Here is a 21,077-nt window from a genome sequence, read left to right as displayed (position 1 = left end):
GCGCCGCTACATTAGCTGCACGCGGCGATGACGAGTTCCTTGACACGCGCCGGATCTGCTTGTCCGCGAGTGGCCTTCATGACGTCGCCGACGATCTTGCCGGCCGCCGCGACCTTGCCGCTGCGGATCTTGTCGGCGATGTCGGGGTTCGCGGCGAGGGCCTCGTCGACCGCGGCCTGGAGTGCCGAGTCGTCACGCACCACCTCGAGGCCGCGGGCGGCCACGACCTCTTCCGGCTCACCCTCGCCGGCGAGCACGCCGTCGACCACCTGGCGGGCCAGCTTGTTGGTCAGCTTGCCGTCCGCGACGAGGGCGACGACCTTGGCGACCTGCGCCGGGGTGATCGCCAGCTCGGTCAGCTCGACACCGCGAGTGTTGGCCTGCTGCGCGAGGTATGCCACCCACCAGGAGCGGGCCTCGGACGCGGGTGCGCCGGCCTCGGTGGTCGCGATGACGAGGTCGAGGGCACCGGCGTTGACGAGGTCGCGCATCTCCTCGTCGGAGACGCCCCACTCCTCCTGGATGCGGGCACGGCGGAGCCACGGCAGCTCGGGCAACGTGCCACGCAACTCCTCGACCCACGCGGCGTCCGGTGCAACGGGCTCGAGATCGGGCTCCGGGAAGTAGCGGTAGTCCTCGGCGGTCTCCTTGCGGCGACCGGCGGACGTGGTGCCGTCGCCCTCCTGGAAGTGCCGGGTCTCCTGGATGACTTCGCCACCGGAGAGCAGAACGGCGGCCTGACGGCGCATCTCGTAGCGGACGGCCGTCTCGACGCTCTTGAGCGAGTTGACGTTCTTGGTCTCCGTGCGGGTGCCGAACACGTCGGCGCCGATCGGCATGAGCGAGACGTTCGCGTCGCAGCGCAGCGAGCCCTGATCCATGCGGACGTCGGAGACGTCGAGGGCCTTGAGCAGGTCGCGCAGGGCGGCGACGTAGGCCCGCGCCACCTCGGGGGCCCGCTCACCGGCACCGGTGATCGGCTTGGTCACGATCTCGACGAGCGGCACGCCCGCGCGGTTGTAGTCGAGCAGCGAGTGGCTGGCGCCGTGGATACGACCGGTGGCGCCGCCCACGTGCAGCGACTTTCCGGTGTCCTCCTCCATGTGCGCGCGCTCGATGTCGACCCGCCACGTGCTGCCGTCGTCCAGCACGACGTCGAGGTAGCCCTCGGTCGCGATGGGCTCGTCGTACTGCGAGATCTGGTAGTTCTTCGGCTGGTCCGGGTAGAAGTAGTTCTTCCGGGCGAACCGGCCCCACGGGGTGATCGAGCAGTTCAGCGCGAGGCCGATGCGGATCGCCGACTCGACGGCGGCCTGGTTGACGACGGGAAGCGCTCCCGGCATGCCGAGGCACACGGGGCACACCTGCGTGTTGGGCTCGGCACCGAACGTCGTGGGGCACGGGCAGAACATCTTGGTGGCGGTGTGCAACTCGACGTGCACTTCCATGCCCAGTACGGGCTCGAACTTCGCGAGGACGGCGTCATAGTCGAGAAGGTCAGCGGACACGGCGGCAGTCATGGCCATGAGTTTATGCGCCTCGTCACCCGAAGAACGCGGCCGCCTCCCGGTAGCGCTCGACGGGCACCGTCTTGAGTTGCTTGGTCGCCTCCGACAGCGGCACCAACTCGATGTTCGTGCCGTGCAGCGCCACCATCTGCCCGAACTGTCCGTTGTGCGCCGCGTCGGTCGCATGGACGCCGAACCGGGTCGCCAGCACCCGGTCGTACGGGGTGGGTGTGCCGCCGCGCTGCACGTGACCGAGCACCGTTGTGCGCACCTCCTTGCCGATGCGTCGCTCGATCTCGACCGCCAACTGCTGCGCGACGCCCGTGAAGATCTTGTGCCCGAACTCGTCGATCCCGCCCTCACGCAGCGTCATCGACTCCGGGTCCGGCGCCGCTCCCTCGGCGACCACACAGATGAAGTGCGAGTCACCGCGCTGGAACCGCTTCTTGACCAGTGCGCAGACCTCGTCGACATCGAACGGCACCTCGGGCACCAGTGTCAGGTGTGCGCCGGACGCCATGCCGGACTGCAGTGCGATCCACCCGGCGTGCCGGCCCATCACCTCGACGAGCATCACGCGCTGGTGCGACTCGGCGGTGGTGTGCAGCCGGTCGATCGCCTCGGTCGCGATCGTCAGTGCCGTGTCGAACCCGAACGTGACGTCCGTGCAGTCGATGTCGTTGTCGATCGTCTTCGGAACGCCGACGACGGGCACGCCGCTCTCGGCGAGCCAACTGCCGGCCGTGAGCGTGCCCTCGCCACCGATCGGGATGAGGACGTCGATGCCGTTGTCGTCGAGGGTCTGCTTGATCCGGTCGAGACCGTCGTGCAGTTTCTGCGGGTTGACGCGGGCGGTGCCGAGGATCGTGCCGCCGCGCGCGAGGATGCGGTCGATCCGGTCCTCGTTCCGCATCTGGACCTTGCGGTCCTCGAGCAGGCCGCGCCAGCCGTCCCGGAATCCGACGACGGTGCTGCCGTACCGACTGTCCGCGGTGCGCACGACGGCGCGGATCACGGCGTTGAGACCGGGGCAGTCGCCGCCTCCGGTGAGTATTCCGATGCGCATCACGGCACCTCTCGGCGTTCGCTTGCAGAGCGGTCCCTGTTCATCTTGCCGCTCCAGCGCCGATCCGGCACGCCGAGTCGATCAACCGGGGGTGACCAGCCCCGATTCGTACGCCATGACGACGGCCTGCGCGCGATCGCGCAGCGAGAGCTTCGACAGCACCTTGCCGACGTGGGTCTTGACGGTCTGTTCCGCGACGAACAGCCGTTCGGCGATCTCGACGTTCGACAGTCCCGCCGCGATCAACTCGAGTACCTCACGCTCGCGGGGCGTGAGCGTCTCGAGCTGCCGGTCGCGGCGGCGCGGGGCGGCCCGGCGCCGCGTGACGTCCTCGATCAACCGTTTGGTCACGCTCGGAGCGAGCAGCGCCTCCCCCGCCGCCACCACCCGCACCGCCCGGATCAGCTCCTCCGCCGGCGCGTCCTTGAGCAGGAAGCCGCTCGCGCCGATCCCGAGCGCCTCGTACACGTACTCGTCGATGTCGAACGTGGTGAGCATCAGCACGCGCACCGGCGGTTCCATTGCTGCTGCGAGGATCTCGCGCGCCGCGTCGAGCCCGTTCATCTCCGGCATCCGCACGTCCATCAGCACGACGTCGGGCCGCAGCCGCTTGACCTCGGTGACCGCGGCACGACCGTCGGGGGCGTCGCCGATGACGCTGATGTCGGGCTGGGCCCCCAGCAGCGCACCGAAGCCCTGCCGCACCATCGCCTGATCGTCCGCAATGAATACCGTGATCGCCACCGCCACAGCCTAGGCGAGCGGGGCGTTCGGGATATGTCCCCGGACCTCGAATCCGCCGTCGTCCCTCGCGGTGGCGTCGAGAGTGCCGCCGATCGCGGCCGCGCGTTCACGCATGCCCGCGATCCCGCTGCCGCCCGACGATTCCGGCCGCGGCGAGGCCGCCGAGGAGGCGAGCGCGGGACCGTTGGCCACCACGAGGGAGGTGACCGAGGGCCCGTAATCGACCGACACCGTCACGTGTGCGCCCGGGCAGTGCCGCGACGCATTCGACAGCGACTCCTGCAGGATGCGGTACACCGTCAGCCCGGACATCTCGGACAGCACCGACGGATCACCGGTCACGTTCCACGACAACGTCATCCCGGCACGCCTACTGCCGTCGAGCAGCGCCTGGACCTGGTCTACGCCGGGCTGCGGCGCCCGCTCGATCGTCTCCGCGTCGCTCCGCAGCACACCGAGCAGACCGCGGATCTCGTTGAGCGCCTCCCGCGCGGTGGCGCCGATGGACTCGAACTCGGCCTTGGCCTCGTCGGACACCGATGCGATCCGGTACGGCGCACTCTGCGCCTGCACGACGACCATCGACATGTGGTGGGCCACGACGTCGTGCAGGTCCCGGGCGATGCGTGCCTTCTCCTCGAGGATCGCCCGCCGTGCCCGCTCCAGCTCACCGGCCTCCTCTTCCGCGGCGAGCTGTCGGCGGGACAGCACCAGCCAACGGACCAGCAGACCGAACACCACCAGGGCACTCAACCCGACCGCCCAGCCTATGCCGTCGTCGCCCGGAGCGTCGGCGAAGAACAACAGCACCGTGGAGATCCACGCCACCACGACGGTGGGCGGCCCGGCGACGAGGCTCACCGCCAGCAGCAGCGTCATGATCACGATGATGTGCACGACCTGCCACGGGTACACGTACCCGGAGTCCGGGACGAGGTCGAACACCCACGGGATCACGAGCGCCGACACGGCCGAGACTGCCCATCCGAGTGCGGGATTGGCCCGGACGAGGATGAACGGCCATGCGGCGAGCGCCGCGATGATCGGCTGCATCGGGTACGAGACCTGATGGGTGAGATGCAGCGTCGGCCACGCCACCGCGTACAGGACGACGGTGACGAGGCCGATGAGGATGTTCACCCCGTGCCCACGCATCCGATTCGTCGCATCACGGACCACTCGATTGCCACTCACGGATCCGACTCTAGGAACCGCGGTCTCGTCGGGCGTCATACCTGAGAGTGAGATCGCGGTGGTTCCCCGGTACGAGCGGCTCGTCGCCCGTCCCGCCGCGGGGCGGGGCGTGATCCGCACTTCGGGGTGATGTCCCAGCGCAATACCCGTTTCTAGCGTCGTTTGGCATGCGAACCAGAATCTGGGCCGGCGCGGTCCTGGCCGCCACCTCGATCGTGACCGCGACGTCGTACGCTCCCGCAGCCGACGCCGATCCTCTGCGCGAGGACACCGTCGCCGCGCGTGCGGTGGCCGCGCTGACGGCAGACGACCGGTCACCGGAGGTCGTCCCGCACGATTTCACCACGGTGATGGGCTACCGGCCCACCGTCGTGGACGGGATGCTCGTCAATCCGGACGGAGCATGCTCGTCGCCGATCCCGCTGCCGTCCGAGTTCGACACCGCCTGCAAGTCGCACGATCTCGGCTACGACCTGCTGCGGTACGCCCACCTGAACGGCGGCGACCTGGGTACGTGGGCGCGCACCGAGATCGACGCCCAGCTGGACCGGCGCCTGCACGACGCCTGCGATGCCCGGATCCGGGACCGCGCACAGTGTTTCGTGATGGCCGATACCGCCGCGACCGCGGTCGGCTGGAACTCGCGGCGGCAGGGTTACGGCGCCCCCGTCGACGAACCCTGGATCCGGTACACCGTCGGGGGCGCCCTCGCCGCCGCCGGCGTACTGCTCACGGCGTTCGTGATCCGGCGGATCAGGACGGGGGGTGCGGCATGAGTGCCGTCGACGCGTCACGCGCGGCGGCCGCGGGCGCCCTCTCCCTGCCCCGCGTCGCCACGACGGCGGCGGTGACGAGCGGGGCCGTGGCGTCGCTCGCACCGTCGCTGTTGCCCCGTGGCCCTGTGGTGCAGGGTGTGCTGACCGGGATACTGGCGGTGCTCGGCTGGGGTGTCGTGACGACGGTGCGACGCCTGCGGTCCGTCCACCCGGCCCCGCACCGGGACGCCCGGGTGGTCGCGCTCGTCCTCGCGGGTGCCGCCGTCGTCTGGTCGGTCGGAACCGCGAATCACTGGCAGAACGCGGTGCGGGCGGCGATGAGCGCACCACCGGTCGGGGCCGGGCACTGGGCGGAAGTGGCGGTCTGGGCGGGAATCACCGGCCTGGCCCTGTTCGCGGTCGCTCGCGGAATCCGCGGTGTCGCGCGACGTCTCGGTCTGCTGCGCGGCGCCGCACTGGCACTCGCCGCCGGGACCGTGCTGATCGCGGGCGCCGCACCGGCAGCGGCCGATGCTGCGGCGCAACACTTTCGGAACACGAGTGGCCGTATCGACCCGACACTCGCGCCGGGTGATCCGGATTCGCTCGTCCCGTGGTCGACGCTGGGCGCGGAGGGTCGCCGGTTCGTCGCCGGCATCTCCGACCCGCGCAGCGTGCGGACCTACGTCGGTCTCGACTCGGCCCCGGAGCCGGGGGCCCGGGCGCGCCTCGCGGTCGCCGAACTCGAGCGCGCGGGCGGCCTGCGCCGGGCGCACGTGGTGGTCGCGGTGCCGACCGGCTCCGGGTGGATCGACGGTGAGGCCGCACGCGGACTCGAACGCCGCTTCGCCGGCGACGTCGCGATCGTGGGCATGCAGTACTCGTACGCGCCGAGTTGGGCGACGTTCGTCTTCGGCCGGGCCGATGCGGAGGCGTCCGCCCGTGCACTGTTCGCCGCCGTCGCGGCGCGGATCGGAGAGTTGCCCGCCACCGAACGTCCCGCGCTGCACGTGTACGGGCAGAGCCTGGGGTCCATCGGTGGCAGCGCGATCTTCGACGACGTCGCCGACCAGCGCGCACGGACGTGCAGTGTGCTCTGGGCGGGCCCGCCGGCCGGCTCGGTGCGCACCGACGACGCGACAGTCCTCGCGAACAGTTCCGACCCGGTCGTCTGGTGGTCGCCGGCACTTCTGACGCGAGCACCCGACCTCGCCCATGCGCGGGTCGATGCGCCTGTGCCGCAGTGGATTCCCGTCGTCAGCTTCGTCCAGACCGGCATCGATCTCGTATTCGCCCTGAATGCCCCGTCCGGGCACGGCCATCGCTACGGCGACGACCAGGGACTGGCGATGCGTGACTGCGGCTGACCCCGATCCCCGGACACATTCGTCTGACCCACCTACCGTGGAGACATGAGTGCAACGGACACGGAACCAGCGCAGGCGATCCTGCGGGACAATTTCGAACGGATCCGCGAACTCGTTCTCGCGAGCACCGACGGACTGACCACCGAGATGGCCGACTATCGTCCCGGCCCACAGGCGAATTCGATCGCGTGGCTGATCTGGCACCTCACCCGCGTCCAGGACGACCACGTGAGCGACATCGCCGACGTGGATCAGGCCTGGACGTCCCGTGGTTGGCAGGACCGGTTCGGCCTGCCGTTCCCCGCGTCGGACATCGGGTTCGGGCACGACAGCACCCAGGTCGGCGAGGTCCACGCCGACGCCCAACTGCTCGCCGACTACCACGGCGACGTCCACCTGGCGACACTCGAGTACCTCGACGAACTCACTGCCGACGAACTCGACCGGGTAGTGGACCGGCGGTGGGATCCGCCCGTCACGGTGTCCGTCCGACTGGTCAGCGTGATCGGGGACTGCCTGCAGCACCTCGGGCAGGCCGCGTACGTGCGGGGGCTGTTCGAGGAACGTTAGCCGCGGACCCGCCCCAGTCGCGGCCCGCGAACGCCGACGGCCCGGATCCGTGTCTCGGATCCGGGCCGTCGTGCGGAGCGGGTGTTACGCGACGGGCGACGCGATCGGCCCGCGGGCCGCCTCGTAGGCCGCGCCGACGCGGTACAGGCGCTCGTCGGCCAGCGCCGGGGCCATGATCTGCAGGCCGACGGGCAGACCGTCGTCCGCGGACACACCCGACGGCACGGACATCGCGCAGTGACCGGCCAGGTTGGTCGGCAGCGTGCACAGGTCGGACAGGTACATCGCCAGCGGATCGTCGACCTTCTCGCCGAGCTTCCACGGCGTGAACGGGCTCGTCGGCGACACCAGGACGTCGACCTTCTCGTAGGCGGCATCGAAGTCGCGGGCGATCAGCGTCCGAACCTTGAGCGCCGAACCGTAGTAGGCGTCGTAGTAGCCGGACGACAGCGCGTAGGTGCCGATCATGATGCGGCGCTTGACTTCCTTGCCGAATCCGGCGGCGCGGGTGGCGGCCATGACCTGCTCGGCGCTCATGTTGCCGTCGTCGACCCGCAGGCCGTAACGCATCGCGTCGAAGCGTGCGAGGTTCGAGGACACCTCACTCGGCAGGATCAGGTAGTACGCCGCGAGCGCGTGCAGGAAGTTGGGGCACGACACCTCGACGACCTCGGCACCGAGCGCCGTCAGCTGCTCGACGGCGGCGTCGAACGAGGCGATGACGCCGGGCTGATAGCTGTCGGAGTGCAGTTCCTTGACGACGCCGACCCGCACGCCCTTCAGGTCGCCGGTCGCACCCTGACGGGCCGCCTCGACGACCGGGCGGACCGGCTCGTTCACCGACGTGGAGTCGCGCGGGTCGTACCCGGCGACGACCTCGTGGAGCAGCGCGGTGTCGAGGACCGTACGACCGCAGGGACCGCCCTGGTCGAGCGACGACGCGCACGCCACCAGACCGAAGCGCGAGACGGTGCCGTACGTGGGCTTGGTGCCGACGGTCGCGGTGACCGCGGCCGGCTGGCGGATCGAGCCACCGGTGTCGGTGCCGATCGCCAGCGGCGCCTGGTACGACGCGAGCGCGGCCGCGGAGCCGCCACCCGAACCACCCGGGATACGCGTGGTGTCCCACGGATTCCGGGTGGGGCCGTACGCGGAGTTCTCGGTGGACGAGCCCATCGCGAACTCGTCCATGTTCGTCTTGCCGAGGATCGGGATGCCGGCCTCGCGCAGCTTGGTGGTGAGCGTGGCGTCGTAGGGCGAGACCCAGTTCTCGAGGATCTTCGACGCGCACGTGGTCGGCATGTCGGTGGTCGTGAAGACGTCCTTGAGGGCGATCGGCACGCCCGCGAGCGCCGAGACCGGCTTGTCACCGGCGGCGATCGCGGAGTCGACCTCCTTGGCCGCGACGAGTGCCTGCTCGCCCGCGACGTGCAGGAACGCGTGCAGCTCGCCGTCGACCTTTGCGATCCGATCCAGGTGCGCCTGCGTGGCCTCGACCGACGAGATCTCGCGCGAATGGATCTTCGACGCCAGGTCCGAGGCGTCGAGACGGGTCAGATCGGTGCTCATTCGCCCTCTCCCAGGATCTGCGGAACGGCGAACCGGTCCTCTTCGACGGCCGGAGCGCCGGACAGTGCCTGCTCGGGCGTCAGACCCGGGACGACGACGTCGGGCCGGGTCACGTTGACGACGGGGTTGGGGTTCGCGGTGGGCGGGACATCATCTGCCGCGACCTCCGCCACCGCCTTCACGTGGCTGAGAATCGAATCCAGCTGACCGGCGAACTCGTCGAGTTCCGCGTCGGTCAGGGCGAGCCGGGACAGCCGGGCGAGGTGGGCGACCTCGTCACGGGAGATGGCAGGCACCTTCGGTGACCCCTTTCAGGTCGGAGTGAACGTTCCCACCAGCCTAGAGCGTGGCCGTCGCGGGCCGTGCAGCCCGTCACCCGAGCAGCGGCGGGACCGGGGTGAAAGGATGGAGGCGGCGGGGGCTCGCACCGTGTCCCTTCTTCGGTGCCGAAACTTCAGTCTTCGAACGAACGGAAAGGCCGCACGTGTCGTACCTGCTGCGAGTCCAGCTGCCCGATCGTCCCGGCAGCCTCGGCGCGCTCGCCGTCGCGCTCGGCTCGGTCGGCGCGGACATCCTCTCGCTCGACGTCGTCGAGCGGGGTTCGGGATTCGCCGTCGACGATCTCGTGGTGGACGTCGCGAGCGGCTCGCTGCCCGACACGCTCATCACCGCCGCCGAACACCTCCCCGACGTCCGCGTGGACTCGATCCGCCCGTACGCCGGAATCCTCGACACCCATCGCGAACTCGAACTCATCGACAACGTCGCGGCGGCGCACTCCGACCGGCTGCAGGTCCTCGTGGACGGCGCACCGCGCGTGCTGCGGGTCGGTTGGTCGACGGTGATGGACCTCGGTCCGCACGGCGCGTTCCGGGTCGTCGGCAGCCCGGGGGCGCCGGAGACACACGCCGGCGACGCCCCGTGGATGCCCCTCGCGAAGGCGACCGTCCTCGACGGCCAGGCCGACTGGGTACCGCAGTCGTGGCGCGACATGGACACCACCCTCGCCGCCGCGCCGCTCGGCACCAGCGGCAAGGTGCTCGTGCTGGGCCGCCCCGGCGGGCCCGAGTTCCGCCCGTCCGAGGTGGCCCGCCTGGGCTATCTGGCCGGGATCGTCGCGACCGTGCTGGGCTGAGACCGCTAGACCAGTTCGCGGACGAGGGCGGTGAGCTCCATGCCGGGAACCGGCTCCCAGTTGCGCTCGGGCGCCGGGACGAAACCGTTGCGGTCGTAGATCCGTCGGGCGTCCACCATGTCGGACTGCGTCGAGATCACGACAGCGCGGTCACCGCGCTCGTAGGCGACGTCCAGCACGTGCCGGACGAGGGCCGATCCGACGCCCTTGCCGCGGGCGGTGGGCGCGACCGCCAGCATGCGGAACTCGAGCTCACCCTTCTCCGCGACGTCCGCGAACTTCGATTCGGGTGCGGCGATGGTGACCGACCCGACGATCTCGTCACCGACGACCGCGACGACCACGTCGGCGTGCTCGGCACGGGACGCCGTGTCGCGCAGCCGTTCCGCGTACATGTCGGACTCCGATACGAAACCACCGTCGATGTAGACGTCGGCGGTCAGGGTGCCGACGGCGTCGTAGTCGGCAGGCGTGGCGGTCCGGATATCGATCATGGCGTCACTATGTCAGCCACTGCCCTCCGTCAGAAAACCGATTCAGATGCCCCGAGCGGGGGAAATGAGACGCCCGCCACACTCGGACCACTCGGTCTGGACGAACGCGATCACCACCGCGGGCGCGCCGGGTACGTGCGCCGCGCCACAACGGAACCGACTCCCACCAGGATCGATGGACGTCGACCCACCTCGCCGAGCGGCGACCGAACCCCCGCTCGCTCCGCCCGGCCGATGCCCGACGCCAACGACGCCTCGTCGTAGAGTGGCATTCATCACGTAGACAAGATGCCCGATTCGGTGTGAATGTTCGTGTCGCGCTGCGCTTCTCCGGCTGTGGCCGTCAGACTCCCTCGGGCCCGTGCTCGAGGAGGCGCCGGAAACCGTCCTCGTCGAGGATCGGGACACCCAACTCCTCCGCCTTCGCCGCCTTCGATCCGGGCGCCTCCCCGATCACCACGAACGCCGTCTTCTTCGACACCGATCCCGCCGCCTTCCCGCCGCGAACGAGGATGGCCTCCTTCGCCTCGTCACGGCTGAAGCCCTCGAGCGAACCCGTGACGACGATCGACAGTCCCTCGAGATTGCGCACGATGGACTCGTCTCGTTCGTCCTCCATCGTCACTCCCGCGGCACGCCACTTCGCGACGATGTCGCGGTGCCAGTCGACCTCGAACCAGGCCACGACAGCCGCCGCGATCGTGCCGCCGACGCCGTCGACCGCGGCGAGTTCCTCGACACCGGCGTTCTCGATCCGCTCGAGGCTGCCGAATTCGCTCGCCAGGGCCCGCGCCGCGGTCGGCCCGACGTGCCGGATCGACAGCGCGACCAGCACGCGCCACAGCGGTTGCTGCTTGGCCGAGCCCAGATTGTCGAGCAGGCGGCGGCCGTTGGCGGACAACTTCCCCGCCTTGGTGCGGAACAGCGGCGCCTCGAGCAGGTCGTCCTCGGTGAGCGAGAACAGGTCGCCCTCGTCACTGATGACACCCGCCTGCAACAGTGCGGTCGCGGCCTCGTAGCCGAGCACCTCGATGTCGAAGGCGCCGCGCCCCGCGACGTGGAACACCCTCTCCCGCAACTGCGCCGGGCACGAGCGCTGGTTGGGGCAGCGGATGTCGGCGTCGCCCTCCTTGGCGGGGGCCAAGGTGGTGCCGCACTCCGGGCACTCGGTGGGCATCACGAACTCGCGCTCGGAGCCGTCCCGCACGTCGACGACCGGGCCGAGAACCTCGGGGATCACCTCGCCGGCCTTCCGGATCACCACGGTGTCCCCGATCAGCACACCCTTGCGCTTGACCTCGGACGCGTTGTGCAACGTCGCGAGGGCCACCGTCGACCCGGCGACCAGCACCGGCTCCATGTAGGCGAACGGCGTGACGCGTCCGGTGCGGCCGACGCTGACCCGGATGTCGACGAGCTTGGTGGTGGCCTCCTCCGGCGGGTACTTGTACGCGACCGCCCAGCGCGGCGCCCTCGACGTCGCGCCGAGGCGACGGTGGAGCGACATCTCGTCGACTTTCACTACGAGGCCGTCGATTTCGTGTTCGACGTCGTGCCGGTGTTCGTCCCAGTACTTCACCTTCTCGACCACCGCGTCCGCCCCGACGACCCGCGACGTGTGGGTGGAGACCGGCAGGCCCCACGCCGCGAGCGCGGTGTACGCGTCGTACTGCCCGGCCGGATCGAACCCCTCGGTGCGGCCCAGGCCGTGGCAGATCATGCCCAGCCGCCGTCGCGCGGTGACCGCGGGATTCTTCTGCCGCAGCGAGCCGGCCGCGGAGTTCCGCGGATTCGCGAAGGGCGCCTTGCCGTCCGCGACCAACGAGGCGTTGAGAGCGGCGAAGTCCTCGAGCCGGAAGAAGACCTCGCCGCGCACCTCGAGCAGCGCGGGAATCGGGTATTCGTCACTGGGCGTCAGGGTTTCGGGAATGTCCGAGATGGTGCGGGCATTGAGCGTGACGTCCTCACCGGTGCGACCGTCACCCCGAGTCGCGGCCCGGACGAGTCGACCGTTCTCGTATACCAGGTTCAGAGCGACGCCGTCGATCTTGACCTCGCACAGATAGTGCAGGTCGGGGCGGGCGGCAGCGGAGCCCGCAGACCGACCGTCGGACACCTCTGCCTCGATGCGGCCGATCCAGGTACGGAGCTCGTCGTAGTCGAAGACGTTGTCGAGGCTGAGCATTCGCTCGAGATGGTCCACGGCCTTGAATTCGGTCGCGAAGCCGCCGCCGACCAGCTGGGTGGGCGAATCGGGCGTGCGCAGATCCGGATGCCGTTCCTCGAGGGCGTTCAGTTCGCCGAACAACTGGTCGAACTCGCCGTCGGAGACGATCGGCGAATCGAGCACGTAGTAGCGGAACTGGTGGTTGCGTACGACCTCGGCCAGCTCCTGCCAGCGCTCCCGATCCTCGGCGCTCGCGGGCACGACCTCCACGTCGGGCTGACTGGTCACGGAGGCGGGGGCTTCGTTCTGGTCCACCTGGGAAGGTTATCGCAGCCAGCCGACAAGTTTCGGCCGCCGAGAGACCCCTCAGCGGGTCCGGTCGGGGTCCGCGCCGTCCGCGAAAGCGCGGGTCACATCGTTCGCCGACCGCAGCGCCGCACGGGCCCGGTCCAGGCTCGCGCCGGCCAGTCCGCACGCCGGGGTCACAGCGACGCGCGACGACAGCAGTTCGCGGGGGAAGCCGAGCCGGTCGAACAGCCGGGTCGCGGGCTCGGCCAGCTCCCGCCAGCCGGGCGTGCGCTCGGGGTCACCGGTCGGCACCAGTCCCAGTGCGAGGTCGACGCCACCGTCGAGCAGTTCGCCGATGCCGTCCAGGTCGGAGGTCCCGAGGGTGTCGACATCGAAGCCGACCATCGCTGCGCCGCTGCGGCGCAGCAGGCCCCACGGGACGTCCGACGCACAGCAGTGCACCAGAATCGGGGCATCGATGCGCCCGATCGCCTGCTGCAGGACCTGGAGTGCCTCGGGCTCCGGCAGCGCACGAGGCGTCTGCAGGATCGACACTCCGGACAGCGAACCTGCGAGAACCGCCGGCAGGCCCGGCTCGTCGAGTTGCACCACCACCGGCGAACCGAGACGTCGGGCGGTGTCGGCGACGTGGTTCGCGACGCCCTCGGCGAGCGACTCGGCCACGTCGCGCAGCGCCCCGGGATCGGTGAGCACGCGGTGCCCGCCGTGCAGTTCGAGTTGCGACGCCAGCGTGAGCGGCCCGACGGCCTGCACTTTCACCGGTTGGTCGGTGCCACGGCGTCCGGCCAGCTCCCACGCCTCCTCGAGCGCGTCGAGATCGCGGGCCAGCAGGTCCCGGGCGGTGCGGGTGGCGGCGCCGACGCGCTGCGCCAGGCGATACCCCGTCGTGGAAGTGTCGATCGGGATGTCGATCAGCAGGGCTCCCGCTCGGCCGATCATGTCGGCGCCGATGCCCCGCGCGGGCAGTTCGACGAGGTGCGGCAGGGCCGCGAGTTCTCCGACGACGATCTCCGCCGACGCTCGCGGATCGGTGCCCGGCCACGATCCGACACCCGTCGCGACACCGACGGGAACCCGGGAGGCGGTCACGGACGGTCCGCGGAGGTTCCCGCGATGGTGCCGCTGCCGATGACGACGTCGCCGTCCTCGTCGGGGCGGTACAGCACCACGGCCTGTCCCTTCGCGACGCCGGTCAGCGGTTCCGACAGCTGCACGACGATGCCGCCGTCGCGACCTTCCCCGTCGCTGCGCTCGCCCCGGACCGCCTCCGCGACAGCACGCGCGGTACCGCCGTGCGCACGCACCTGCACGATGCACTCGATCGGCCCCTCGGGCGCCTGCCCCGACGTCCAGATCGCTCGTTCGGCGGTGATGGTCCACACGTCGAGGCGCGCGGCCGAGCCGACCCGCACGGTGCCGGTCTCGGGCTCGATCGCGGTCACGTAGCGGGGCTGACCGTCGGCGGCCGGCCCCTGCACGCCGAGCCCCTTGCGCTGCCCGATCGTGAACCCGTGGACGCCCTCGTGCTGCGCGAGCACCTCACCGGTGTCGGCGTCGACCACCGCGCCGGGTCGGATCCCGATCCTGGCTCCGAGGAACGCCCGGGTGTCGCCGGACGGGATGAAGCAGATGTCGTGGCTGTCGGGCTTGTTCGCGACCGCGAGTCCGCGTGCGGCGGCCTCTTCGCGGATCTGCTCCTTGGGGGTGTCGCCGACCGGGAACATCGCCCGGGACAACTGGTCGGCGGTGAGCACCGCCAGCACGTACGACTGATCCTTGTCCGCGTCCACCGCACGGCGCAGCTCGCCGTCCTCGAGACGGGCGTAGTGCCCGGTGGCGACGGCGTCGAAGCCCAGCGCGTACGCCCGGTCGGCGAGCGCCGCGAACTTGATCTTCTCGTTGCACCGCAGGCACGGGTTGGGGGTCTCGCCGGCGGCGTACGACTCGACGAAGTCGTCGATCACGTCTTCCTTGAAGCGGTCCGCGAAATCCCATACATAGAAGGGGATTCCGAGTACGTCGGCGGCACGCTTCGCGTCACCGGCGTCCTCCTTGGAGCAGCAGCCTCGCGAACCGGTGCGCAACGTGCCGGGCGCGGTCGACAGGGCGAGGTGCACGCCCACGACGTCGTGACCGGCCTCCACGGCGCGGGCAGCGGCCACCGCCGAGTCCACACCACCGCTCATCGCAGCCAGAACTCGCATCTAACGATTCCCTCCTCGAGCGCCCGCGCTCGCCAGTCCGGCGGCCCGGGCACGTTCGATCACCTGCGGCAGAGCGGACAGCAGCGCCTCGACGTCCCGCTCGGTCGACGTGTGCCCCAACGAGAAACGGAGCGATCCACGAGCGACGACCGGGTCGACGCCCATCGCGGTGAGCACGTGGCTGGCGCTCGCGACCCCGGCCGTGCAGGCCGACCCGGTGGAGCACTCGACACCCGCGACGTCGAGGAGCATCAGCAGCGAATCCCCTTCGCAGCCGGGGAAAGTGAAGTGCGCGTTACCCGGGAGCCGCGCCGGCCCGGCGGCGCCGTTGAGGATCGCGTCGGGCACGAAGGCGCGCACACCCTCGATCAGACTGTCCCGCAACGTGATCAGCTCGGCGCTGCGCGACGCCATCTCCGTCGTCGTGATCTGCAGAGCCGATGCGAGGCCGACGATCGACGCCGTATCCTGCGTGCCCGAACGCAGGTCACGCTCGTGGCCGCCGCCGTGCGACAGCGGCACGCACGGCACCTGCCGGCCGAGCAGGAGTGCACCGACACCCTGGGGGCCGCCCAGCTTGTGGCCGGCGATGCTGAGCGCCGACAGCCCACTCGTCGCGAAGTCGATCGGCAGGTGCGCTGCGGCCTGCACTGCATCGGAGTGGATGGGGACGCCGTACTCGGAGGCGATCGCGGCGATCTCCGCGATCGGGTTGACAGTACCGACCTCGTTGTTGGCCCACATGACGGTGACGAGCGCGGTCTCCTCGGCGTGCAGTGCCAATTCGGCCCGCACGGCGTCGGGGTCGACGGCACCGTCGGCGTCGACGGGCAGCCACGTCACCCGGGCGCCCTCGTGTGCGGCGAGCCACTCGACGGCGTCGAGCACGGCGTGGTGCTCGACCGCGCTCGCCAGGATCCGGGTGCGCCGGGGGTCGGCGCCGCGCCGCGCCCAGTAGATGCCCTTGACGGCCAGGTTGTCGCTCTCGGTGCCGCCGGAGGTGAAGATCACCTCGGACGGCCGGGCGCCCAGGCACGCCGCAATCGACTCGCGGGCCTCTTCGATACGGCGTCGCGCCGACCGACCCGATCCGTGTAACGACGAGGCGTTACCCACCGTGGCGAAGACCTCGGTCATCGCCTCGATCGTGGCCGGATACATGGGTGTGGTCGCGGCGTGGTCGAGGTAGACCGCTGAGCTGGTGGCAGGCGAGATCATGACCCGACAAGGATAGCCCGTCGCCCGCAGTCACCGTTTGGCCGGAGACCGCAGTCACGCAGCTTGCGCGTGGTCCGGCTGGTCGAGCCGCGCCAGGAGCCGGTCGATCGTCGGCCGGGAGCCGTCCCGCACCTGTCGCGAGCAGCGGTCCGCGAGCTCGCGCCGATCGCTGCCGGGGTGCTGCATCTCCCCCGCGGTCACCCGGACGCGCAGGCCCCGGGCCCGGAGGACGCGGCGCATCGACGCGCCGATCGTGTCGGCGCCGACGAAGGCCGGCACCGTGGTGCCGTCGCCCGCGGCGTCGAGGTAGTCCACCGACAGCGGCAGCACCGGTCGCTGCGCGTCGATCGCCGACTGGAACAGCGCGGGCCGGAAGCGCCCGAACGCCCGACCGCACCACGTGGTCCCCTCCGGGAACGCGATCACCGTCTCCCCCGCGGACAACCGGTCGCGGACGGTGGCGACCGTCGCGGGCAGGCCGCGCAGCCGGTCGCGGTCGATAGTGATGACCCGTGCTCGCCTCGCGACCGCGCCGAGCAGCGGCCACGTCACCAGGTCCGCCCGGGCCACGAACCGGCCGGGCACCACGGCGGCGAGCACCAGCACGTCCAGCCACGACACGTGGCCCGCCACGACCAACGTGCCGTCCGGGACCCGTAGCCCGGCCCCACCCTCGACTCGGATCCCGATGCCCCGCAACGCAGCCCGGGCCAGACGCCGGTGACATCGCGCTCGCGTGGGCTGTGGGAGCGCGCGCAGGAGCGGGAACAGCAGCATGCTCGACGCGGCCGCCGCCAGCGCCACCCATCGCGCGCAGGCCGTCGGCACCGAGACGCGGCCGACCCCGCTCACGCAGCGCTCACCGCACGGACTCGTCGGCGTCCAGGGGTGGCTCACGCCGCGGCCTCGAGGGTCGCGGCGGCGCGCTGGAGCCGTTCCAGGTAGCGGGTGTCGGCGTCGTGCAAGGTCTGCAGCGCGACGAAGTCCGCGACACCGAAGTCCGGGTCGTGTGCCGGCTCCCCGCAGATCTTCGCCCCCAGCCGCAGGTAGCCGCGCAGTAGTGGCGGAACCGCCGGCCGCAGGGGTGCGGCGATGTCGTCGAGCGGTCGACCGTCCACCCGCACCGGTCGCAGCGGTCGCACCCACGACGACGGCTCCGCGGCGTGGCGGCCCAGCAGGAAGTCGCGGACGCCGCGCACGTTCGCGCCGGCAACGGCGTCGGGCCGGTCCTGCATCGGCACCGACACGCAGCCCATGACCGTGTCGTGGCCGGTGAGCTGCAGGTAGTGCAGGATGCCCGCCCACATGAGTGCGAGCACCGAGCCGGAGCGGTGCTCGGCGTCGACGCACGCGCGCCCCATCTCGACCACGCGACGCCCAGTGGGATCGAGCGCTTCCAGGTGGAACTCGGTGGCGGTGTAGTAGCCGCCGGCCGCGATCGCGGCGTCGGGCGGAAGCATCCGGTAGCAGCCGACGAACTCGTCGGTCGCGTTGTCGCGGACCAGCAGGTGGTCGCAGAAGTCGTCGAAACGGTCGGCGTCCAGACGGTCGTCGGACGCGGGGATCACGAAGCCGGGTTCGGCGGCGAACACGCGGTAGCGCAGGGCCTGAGCGGCCAGGCGGTGCTCACGATCGGAGGACACCAGGAGGGAGTAGCGCGAGGTCTCTCGCGGGGAACAGACGGTCTCGACAGTCGACGAAGTTGTCATGCCAGAGGTCTATCGAGTGGGTACGGCGACCAAGCGTCGCGGACGTGTCGCGTCGATGCAGCTTCGGTGAACGTGCCGCGCGCGAAGTGACGCCCCGCGCGCACGATCGCGCGCGGGAGACGGATGCGCACGCGAGAGCGACCGACACGACGCGAGAGCCCCCGCCACCGAATGCGGTGACGGGGGCTCTGCGAGCGCGCGGCCGGGTGTCAGCCCTTGTGAGCCTTGACGGCCTCGGTGAGCTGCGGAGCGACGTTGAACAGGTCGCCCACGACGCCGAAGTCCGCGATCTCGAAGATCGGGGCCTCTTCGTCCTTGTTGACCGCGACGATGGTCTTCGAGGTCTGCATGCCGGCGCGGTGCTGGATGGCGCCGGAGATGCCGAGCGCGATGTACAGCTGCGGCGAGACCGTCTTACCGGTCTGACCGACCTGGAACTGACCCGGGTAGTAGCCCGAGTCGACTGCGGCACGCGAGGCACCGACGGCGGCACCCAGCGAGTCGGCGAGCTCCTCGACGACCGAGAACTTGTCCGCCGAGCCGACGCCACGGCCACCGGAGACGACGACCGACGCCTCGGTGAGCTCCGGACGATCGCCACCGACGATGGGCTCACGGGAGACCACCTTGACGGCGCCCTCTTCCTGGCCCGGAACCTCGACGACGACCTGCTCGCCGGCAGCGGCCTGCGGCTGGGCCTCGACGGCACCCGGGCGGACCGAGATGACCGGGACCTCGCCGTTGGCCTTGGCGTCGACGGTGTAGGCGCCACCGAAGATCGAGTGGACGGCGCTGCCGTCGGACTTGACCTCGACGACGTCGGACAGCAGGCCGGAGCCGATGCGGGCCGCCAGGCGACCGGCAACTTCCTTGCCCTCGGTGCTGGCCGCGAGGATCACGGCGGCCGGGCCGGCGGTCTCGACCAGGCCGGCGAGGACGTCGACCTTCGGGGTCACCAGGTAACCCTCGATGTCGTCGGACTCGGCGACGTAGATCTTGGCGGCACCGGCAGCGGCCAGGGCCTCGGCCAGCTTCGCGGCGGTGCCGGCGGGACCGGCGACGACGGCGGCCGGCTCACCGAGAGCACGGGCGGCGGTGATGAGCTCGAGGCTGACCTTCTTGAGTGCACCCTCGGCGTGCTCGACGAGCACGAGTACTTCTGCCATTGCTTACTTCTCCCTGTCTTGTCTGCTGGTCTCGAGGGGGCCGGATCAGATGATCTTCTGGCCCACGAGGTACGCGGCGATCTTGGTGCCGCCGTCGCCCTCGTCGGAAACGCGCTCGCCAGCGGTACGCGGGGGCTTGGGGGTGGAGCCGGTGACAGTGGTGCCGGCGTTCGCGACACCCACGGTCTCGGGATCGACACCCAGGTCGGCCAGGGTGAGGACCTGAACTTCCTTCTTCTTCGCGGCCATGATGCCCTTGAAGGACGGGAAGCGCGGCTCGTTGATCTTCTCGGTGACCGAGACGATGGCCGGGAGGCCGGCCTCGAGGCCGAATACGCCCTCGTCGGTCTCGCGCTCGCCGGTGACCTTGCCGCCCTCGACCGTCAGCTTGCGCAGCTGGGTGAGCTGCGGCAGGCCGAGGTACTCGGCGATGATGGCCGGGACGGCGCCGATGCGGCCGTCGGTGGCCTCGTTGCCGGCGATGACGAGGTCGGCGGCCTCGCCGTTCTCGAAGCCGATCTGTCCGAGCGCCGCGGCGAGAGTCCAGCCGGTCTGGATGGCGTCGGAGCCGTGCAGCGCCGGGTCGTTCACGTGAACGGCCTTGTCGGCGCCCATGGACAGCGCCTTGCGGATGGCATCGGTGGCGCGGTCGGGACCGGCGCACAGGACGATGACCTCGCCGCCGTCGCGCTCCTTGATGAGGAGGGCTTCCTCGACGGCGCGCTCGTTGATCTCGTCGAGCACTGCGTCGGCGGCCTCACGGTCGAGCGTGAAGTCGCCGTCGGACAGCTTGCGCTCGGACCACGTATCGGGGACCTGCTTGATCAAAACGACGATGTTCGTCATGGGTCTTCGTCGACCTCCTGTGTGTAGCCGGCTGATAGTCGCGAGAAACTCCGCGACATGCCGAGCTCTCGTAAGTAATTTCGTCGCACGTTGGCTGTGCGACAGATTACCTCACACTAAGTTACCAGCCGGTAACTTAGGCGAAATCCGGTCTCACCATAACCGCCGGAGCGGCCTGTCGCGGCTGTGATGTGGACCACCCCGACAACTGTCCCTCGCGGTGCCACTAACCTCGCTGGGGTGAGCGAATCCACAGTCGGTTCCACAGCCAGCCCCCTCGACGCCGGGGCGACATCGCCCGACGATGCCTCGACACTGCCGTTGACGGGCGAGCGAACGGTGCCCGGAATCCCCGAGGAGAACTACTGGTTCCGGCGGCACGAGGTGGTCTACCGCGACCTGCTCCCCCGTTGCACCGGTCGCCACGTGCTCGAGGCGGGTTCCGGAGAAGGCTACGGCGCCAACATGATTGCCGATGTGGCGACGAAGGTCACGGGACTCGACTACGACATCTCCGCGGTCGAGCACGTCCGTTCCCGGTACCCCCGAGTGGAGATGCTGCACGGCAATCTCGCGGAACTGCCGCTCCCGGACGGCTCCGTCGACACGGTCGTCAATTTCCAGGTGATCGAGCACCTGTGGGATCAGGCACAGTTCCTGCGCGAGTGCCACCGCGTGCTGGCGCCCGGTGGCGAACTGCTCGTGAGCACCCCGAACCGAATTACGTTCTCGCCCGGGCGCGACACTCCCCTCAACCCGTTCCACACGCGTGAGTTGAATGCCGCGGAGCTCACCGAACTTCTCGTCGACGCGGGCTTCCGGGTCGAGGTCATGACCGGAGTGCACCACGGCGAGCGCCTGCGCGCCCTCGACGCCAAGCACGGCGGCTCGTTCATCGACGCCCAGATCGAGCGCGCTCTCGCAGGGGAGCCGTGGCCCGAGGACCTCACGCGCGACGTCGCGGACATCGGTGTCGACGACTTCGAGCTGCGTGAGGCCGACATCGACGCGAGTCTCGACCTCGTGGCGATCGCGATCAAGGATCCCGTGGCGTGA

20 protein-coding genes are annotated in these 21,077 nt (G+C 70.3%); 5 read left to right on the top strand and 15 right to left on the bottom strand.

Going from position 1 to position 21,077, the window contains the following annotated elements; genetic code table 11:
- Positions 1–11: 11 nt before the first annotated feature.
- The 4 genes from gatB to PSS76_RS08765 all read right to left on the bottom strand — a co-directional run bounded on the left by gatB (position 12) and on the right by PSS76_RS08765 (position 4,473).
- Positions 12–1,520 carry an Asp-tRNA(Asn)/Glu-tRNA(Gln) amidotransferase subunit GatB gene (gene gatB, locus PSS76_RS08780; protein WP_037086173.1) on the bottom strand — a complete coding sequence of 503 codons (1,509 nt, stop codon included), beginning with the start codon at positions 1,518–1,520 and terminating at the stop codon, positions 12–14.
- A gap of 22 nt (positions 1,521–1,542) precedes the next feature.
- A complete protein-coding gene (locus PSS76_RS08775) occupies positions 1,543–2,574 on the bottom strand; it encodes an ATP-dependent 6-phosphofructokinase (protein ID WP_005519004.1) in 1,032 nt (343 codons plus the stop codon).
- Between the two features lie 81 nt (positions 2,575–2,655).
- Positions 2,656–3,318 (bottom strand): response regulator, encoded by a 663-nt coding sequence (locus PSS76_RS08770; protein ID WP_013416616.1) that lies wholly within the window; start codon positions 3,316–3,318, stop codon positions 2,656–2,658.
- Between the two features lie 9 nt (positions 3,319–3,327).
- Positions 3,328–4,473, bottom strand: coding sequence for a sensor histidine kinase (locus PSS76_RS08765; RefSeq protein ID WP_005519001.1), 1,146 nt, complete (start codon positions 4,471–4,473; stop codon positions 3,328–3,330).
- A gap of 206 nt (positions 4,474–4,679) precedes the next feature.
- Between PSS76_RS08765 and PSS76_RS08760 the strand changes: the two genes are divergently transcribed.
- From PSS76_RS08760 to PSS76_RS08750, 3 genes are read left to right on the top strand one after another with little or no spacing between them, the layout of a single operon-like run.
- Positions 4,680–5,288: a hypothetical protein gene (locus PSS76_RS08760; protein ID WP_005519000.1), complete on the top strand. Its 609-nt coding sequence runs from the start codon at positions 4,680–4,682 to the stop codon at positions 5,286–5,288.
- Positions 5,285–6,634, top strand: coding sequence for an alpha/beta-hydrolase family protein (locus tag PSS76_RS08755; protein ID WP_337456114.1), 1,350 nt, complete (start codon positions 5,285–5,287; stop codon positions 6,632–6,634). The genes PSS76_RS08760 and PSS76_RS08755 overlap by 4 nt, the downstream gene beginning before the upstream one ends.
- Positions 6,635–6,679: 45 nt before the next feature.
- Positions 6,680–7,204 carry a mycothiol transferase gene (locus PSS76_RS08750; RefSeq protein ID WP_069856587.1) on the top strand — a complete coding sequence of 175 codons (525 nt, stop codon included), beginning with the start codon at positions 6,680–6,682 and terminating at the stop codon, positions 7,202–7,204.
- An 84-nt stretch (positions 7,205–7,288) separates the two neighbouring features.
- On the opposite strand, the gene gatA is transcribed toward PSS76_RS08750, so the two are convergent.
- Both gatA and gatC read right to left on the bottom strand, forming a co-directional pair.
- Positions 7,289–8,773 (bottom strand): Asp-tRNA(Asn)/Glu-tRNA(Gln) amidotransferase subunit GatA, encoded by a 1,485-nt coding sequence (gatA, locus tag PSS76_RS08745; protein WP_081120558.1) that lies wholly within the window; start codon positions 8,771–8,773, stop codon positions 7,289–7,291.
- On the bottom strand, positions 8,770–9,069 hold the full coding sequence (gene gatC / locus PSS76_RS08740; RefSeq protein WP_005518991.1) for an Asp-tRNA(Asn)/Glu-tRNA(Gln) amidotransferase subunit GatC: 300 nt from the start codon (positions 9,067–9,069) through the stop codon (positions 8,770–8,772). Before gatC ends, gatA begins: the two co-directional genes overlap by 4 nt.
- A 188-nt stretch (positions 9,070–9,257) precedes the next feature.
- Between gatC and PSS76_RS08735 the strand changes: the two genes are divergently transcribed.
- A complete protein-coding gene (locus PSS76_RS08735; protein WP_005518989.1) occupies positions 9,258–9,908 on the top strand; it encodes an ACT domain-containing protein in 651 nt (216 codons plus the stop codon).
- 5 nt (positions 9,909–9,913) lie between these two features.
- On the opposite strand, the gene PSS76_RS08730 is transcribed toward PSS76_RS08735, so the two are convergent.
- The 9 genes from PSS76_RS08730 to PSS76_RS08690 all read right to left on the bottom strand — a co-directional run bounded on the left by PSS76_RS08730 (position 9,914) and on the right by PSS76_RS08690 (position 20,021).
- Positions 9,914–10,402 (bottom strand): GNAT family N-acetyltransferase, encoded by a 489-nt coding sequence (locus tag PSS76_RS08730; protein ID WP_013416622.1) that lies wholly within the window; start codon positions 10,400–10,402, stop codon positions 9,914–9,916.
- Between the two features lie 343 nt (positions 10,403–10,745).
- Positions 10,746–12,839, bottom strand: coding sequence for an NAD-dependent DNA ligase LigA (gene ligA / locus PSS76_RS08725; protein WP_084985199.1), 2,094 nt, complete (start codon positions 12,837–12,839; stop codon positions 10,746–10,748).
- Positions 12,840–12,935: 96 nt separating this feature from the next.
- Positions 12,936–13,967 carry a methionine synthase gene (locus PSS76_RS08720; RefSeq protein WP_084984965.1) on the bottom strand — a complete coding sequence of 344 codons (1,032 nt, stop codon included), beginning with the start codon at positions 13,965–13,967 and terminating at the stop codon, positions 12,936–12,938.
- The gene (gene mnmA, locus PSS76_RS08715) at positions 13,964–15,082 is read right to left on the bottom strand and encodes a tRNA 2-thiouridine(34) synthase MnmA (protein WP_005518983.1); all 1,119 of its coding nucleotides are present in this window, start codon (positions 15,080–15,082) and stop codon (positions 13,964–13,966) included. The genes PSS76_RS08720 and mnmA overlap by 4 nt, the downstream gene beginning before the upstream one ends.
- Entirely contained in the window at positions 15,083–16,300 is a 1,218-nt protein-coding gene (locus PSS76_RS08710; protein WP_337456112.1) for a cysteine desulfurase family protein, read from the bottom strand. It lies immediately after the preceding gene.
- A 54-nt stretch (positions 16,301–16,354) separates the two neighbouring features.
- Positions 16,355–17,152, bottom strand: a complete 798-nt coding sequence (locus PSS76_RS08705) for a lysophospholipid acyltransferase family protein (protein ID WP_180998906.1) — start codon at positions 17,150–17,152, stop codon at positions 16,355–16,357.
- Positions 17,153–17,193: 41 nt separating this feature from the next.
- The gene (locus PSS76_RS08700; RefSeq protein ID WP_337456111.1) at positions 17,194–18,009 is read right to left on the bottom strand and encodes a GNAT family N-acetyltransferase; all 816 of its coding nucleotides are present in this window, start codon (positions 18,007–18,009) and stop codon (positions 17,194–17,196) included.
- 209 nt (positions 18,010–18,218) lie between these two features.
- A complete protein-coding gene (locus PSS76_RS08695) occupies positions 18,219–19,175 on the bottom strand; it encodes an electron transfer flavoprotein subunit alpha/FixB family protein (RefSeq protein WP_005518976.1) in 957 nt (318 codons plus the stop codon).
- A 45-nt stretch (positions 19,176–19,220) separates the two neighbouring features.
- Positions 19,221–20,021, bottom strand: coding sequence for an electron transfer flavoprotein subunit beta/FixA family protein (locus PSS76_RS08690; protein WP_013416629.1), 801 nt, complete (start codon positions 20,019–20,021; stop codon positions 19,221–19,223).
- Positions 20,022–20,261: 240 nt separating this feature from the next.
- Between PSS76_RS08690 and PSS76_RS08685 the strand changes: the two genes are divergently transcribed.
- The gene (locus PSS76_RS08685; RefSeq protein ID WP_005518973.1) at positions 20,262–21,077 is read left to right on the top strand and encodes a class I SAM-dependent methyltransferase; all 816 of its coding nucleotides are present in this window, start codon (positions 20,262–20,264) and stop codon (positions 21,075–21,077) included.

Source organism: Prescottella sp. D32 (assembly GCF_037287305.1).
GTDB lineage: Bacteria > Actinomycetota > Actinomycetes > Mycobacteriales > Mycobacteriaceae > Prescottella > Prescottella equi.
Note: the sequence above shows the minus strand (reverse complement) of the source record. Positions and strands in the feature narration are given on the sequence as shown.

Excerpts from the sequence above, each read along its gene's own strand:
- gatB (WP_037086173.1), bottom strand. The coding sequence starts at position 1,520 with ATGACTGCCGCCGTGTCCGCTGACCTTCTCGACTATGACGCCGTCCTC.
- PSS76_RS08775 (WP_005519004.1), bottom strand. The coding sequence starts at position 2,574 with ATGCGCATCGGAATACTCACCGGAGGCGGCGACTGCCCCGGTCTCAAC.
- PSS76_RS08765 (WP_005519001.1), bottom strand. The coding sequence starts at position 4,473 with ATGCGTGGGCACGGGGTGAACATCCTCATCGGCCTCGTCACCGTCGTC.
- gatA (WP_081120558.1), bottom strand. The coding sequence starts at position 8,773 with ATGAGCACCGATCTGACCCGTCTCGACGCCTCGGACCTGGCGTCGAAG.
- PSS76_RS08695 (WP_005518976.1), bottom strand. The coding sequence starts at position 19,175 with ATGGCAGAAGTACTCGTGCTCGTCGAGCACGCCGAGGGTGCACTCAAG.
- PSS76_RS08710 (WP_337456112.1), bottom strand. The coding sequence starts at position 16,300 with ATGATCTCGCCTGCCACCAGCTCAGCGGTCTACCTCGACCACGCCGCG.
- mnmA (WP_005518983.1), bottom strand. The coding sequence starts at position 15,082 with ATGCGAGTTCTGGCTGCGATGAGCGGTGGTGTGGACTCGGCGGTGGCC.
- PSS76_RS08760 (WP_005519000.1), top strand. The coding sequence starts at position 4,680 with ATGCGAACCAGAATCTGGGCCGGCGCGGTCCTGGCCGCCACCTCGATC.
- PSS76_RS08690 (WP_013416629.1), bottom strand. The coding sequence starts at position 20,021 with ATGACGAACATCGTCGTTTTGATCAAGCAGGTCCCCGATACGTGGTCC.
- PSS76_RS08730 (WP_013416622.1), bottom strand. The coding sequence starts at position 10,402 with ATGATCGATATCCGGACCGCCACGCCTGCCGACTACGACGCCGTCGGC.
- PSS76_RS08700 (WP_337456111.1), bottom strand. The coding sequence starts at position 18,009 with ATGACAACTTCGTCGACTGTCGAGACCGTCTGTTCCCCGCGAGAGACC.
- PSS76_RS08755 (WP_337456114.1), top strand. The coding sequence starts at position 5,285 with ATGAGTGCCGTCGACGCGTCACGCGCGGCGGCCGCGGGCGCCCTCTCC.
- PSS76_RS08750 (WP_069856587.1), top strand. The coding sequence starts at position 6,680 with ATGAGTGCAACGGACACGGAACCAGCGCAGGCGATCCTGCGGGACAAT.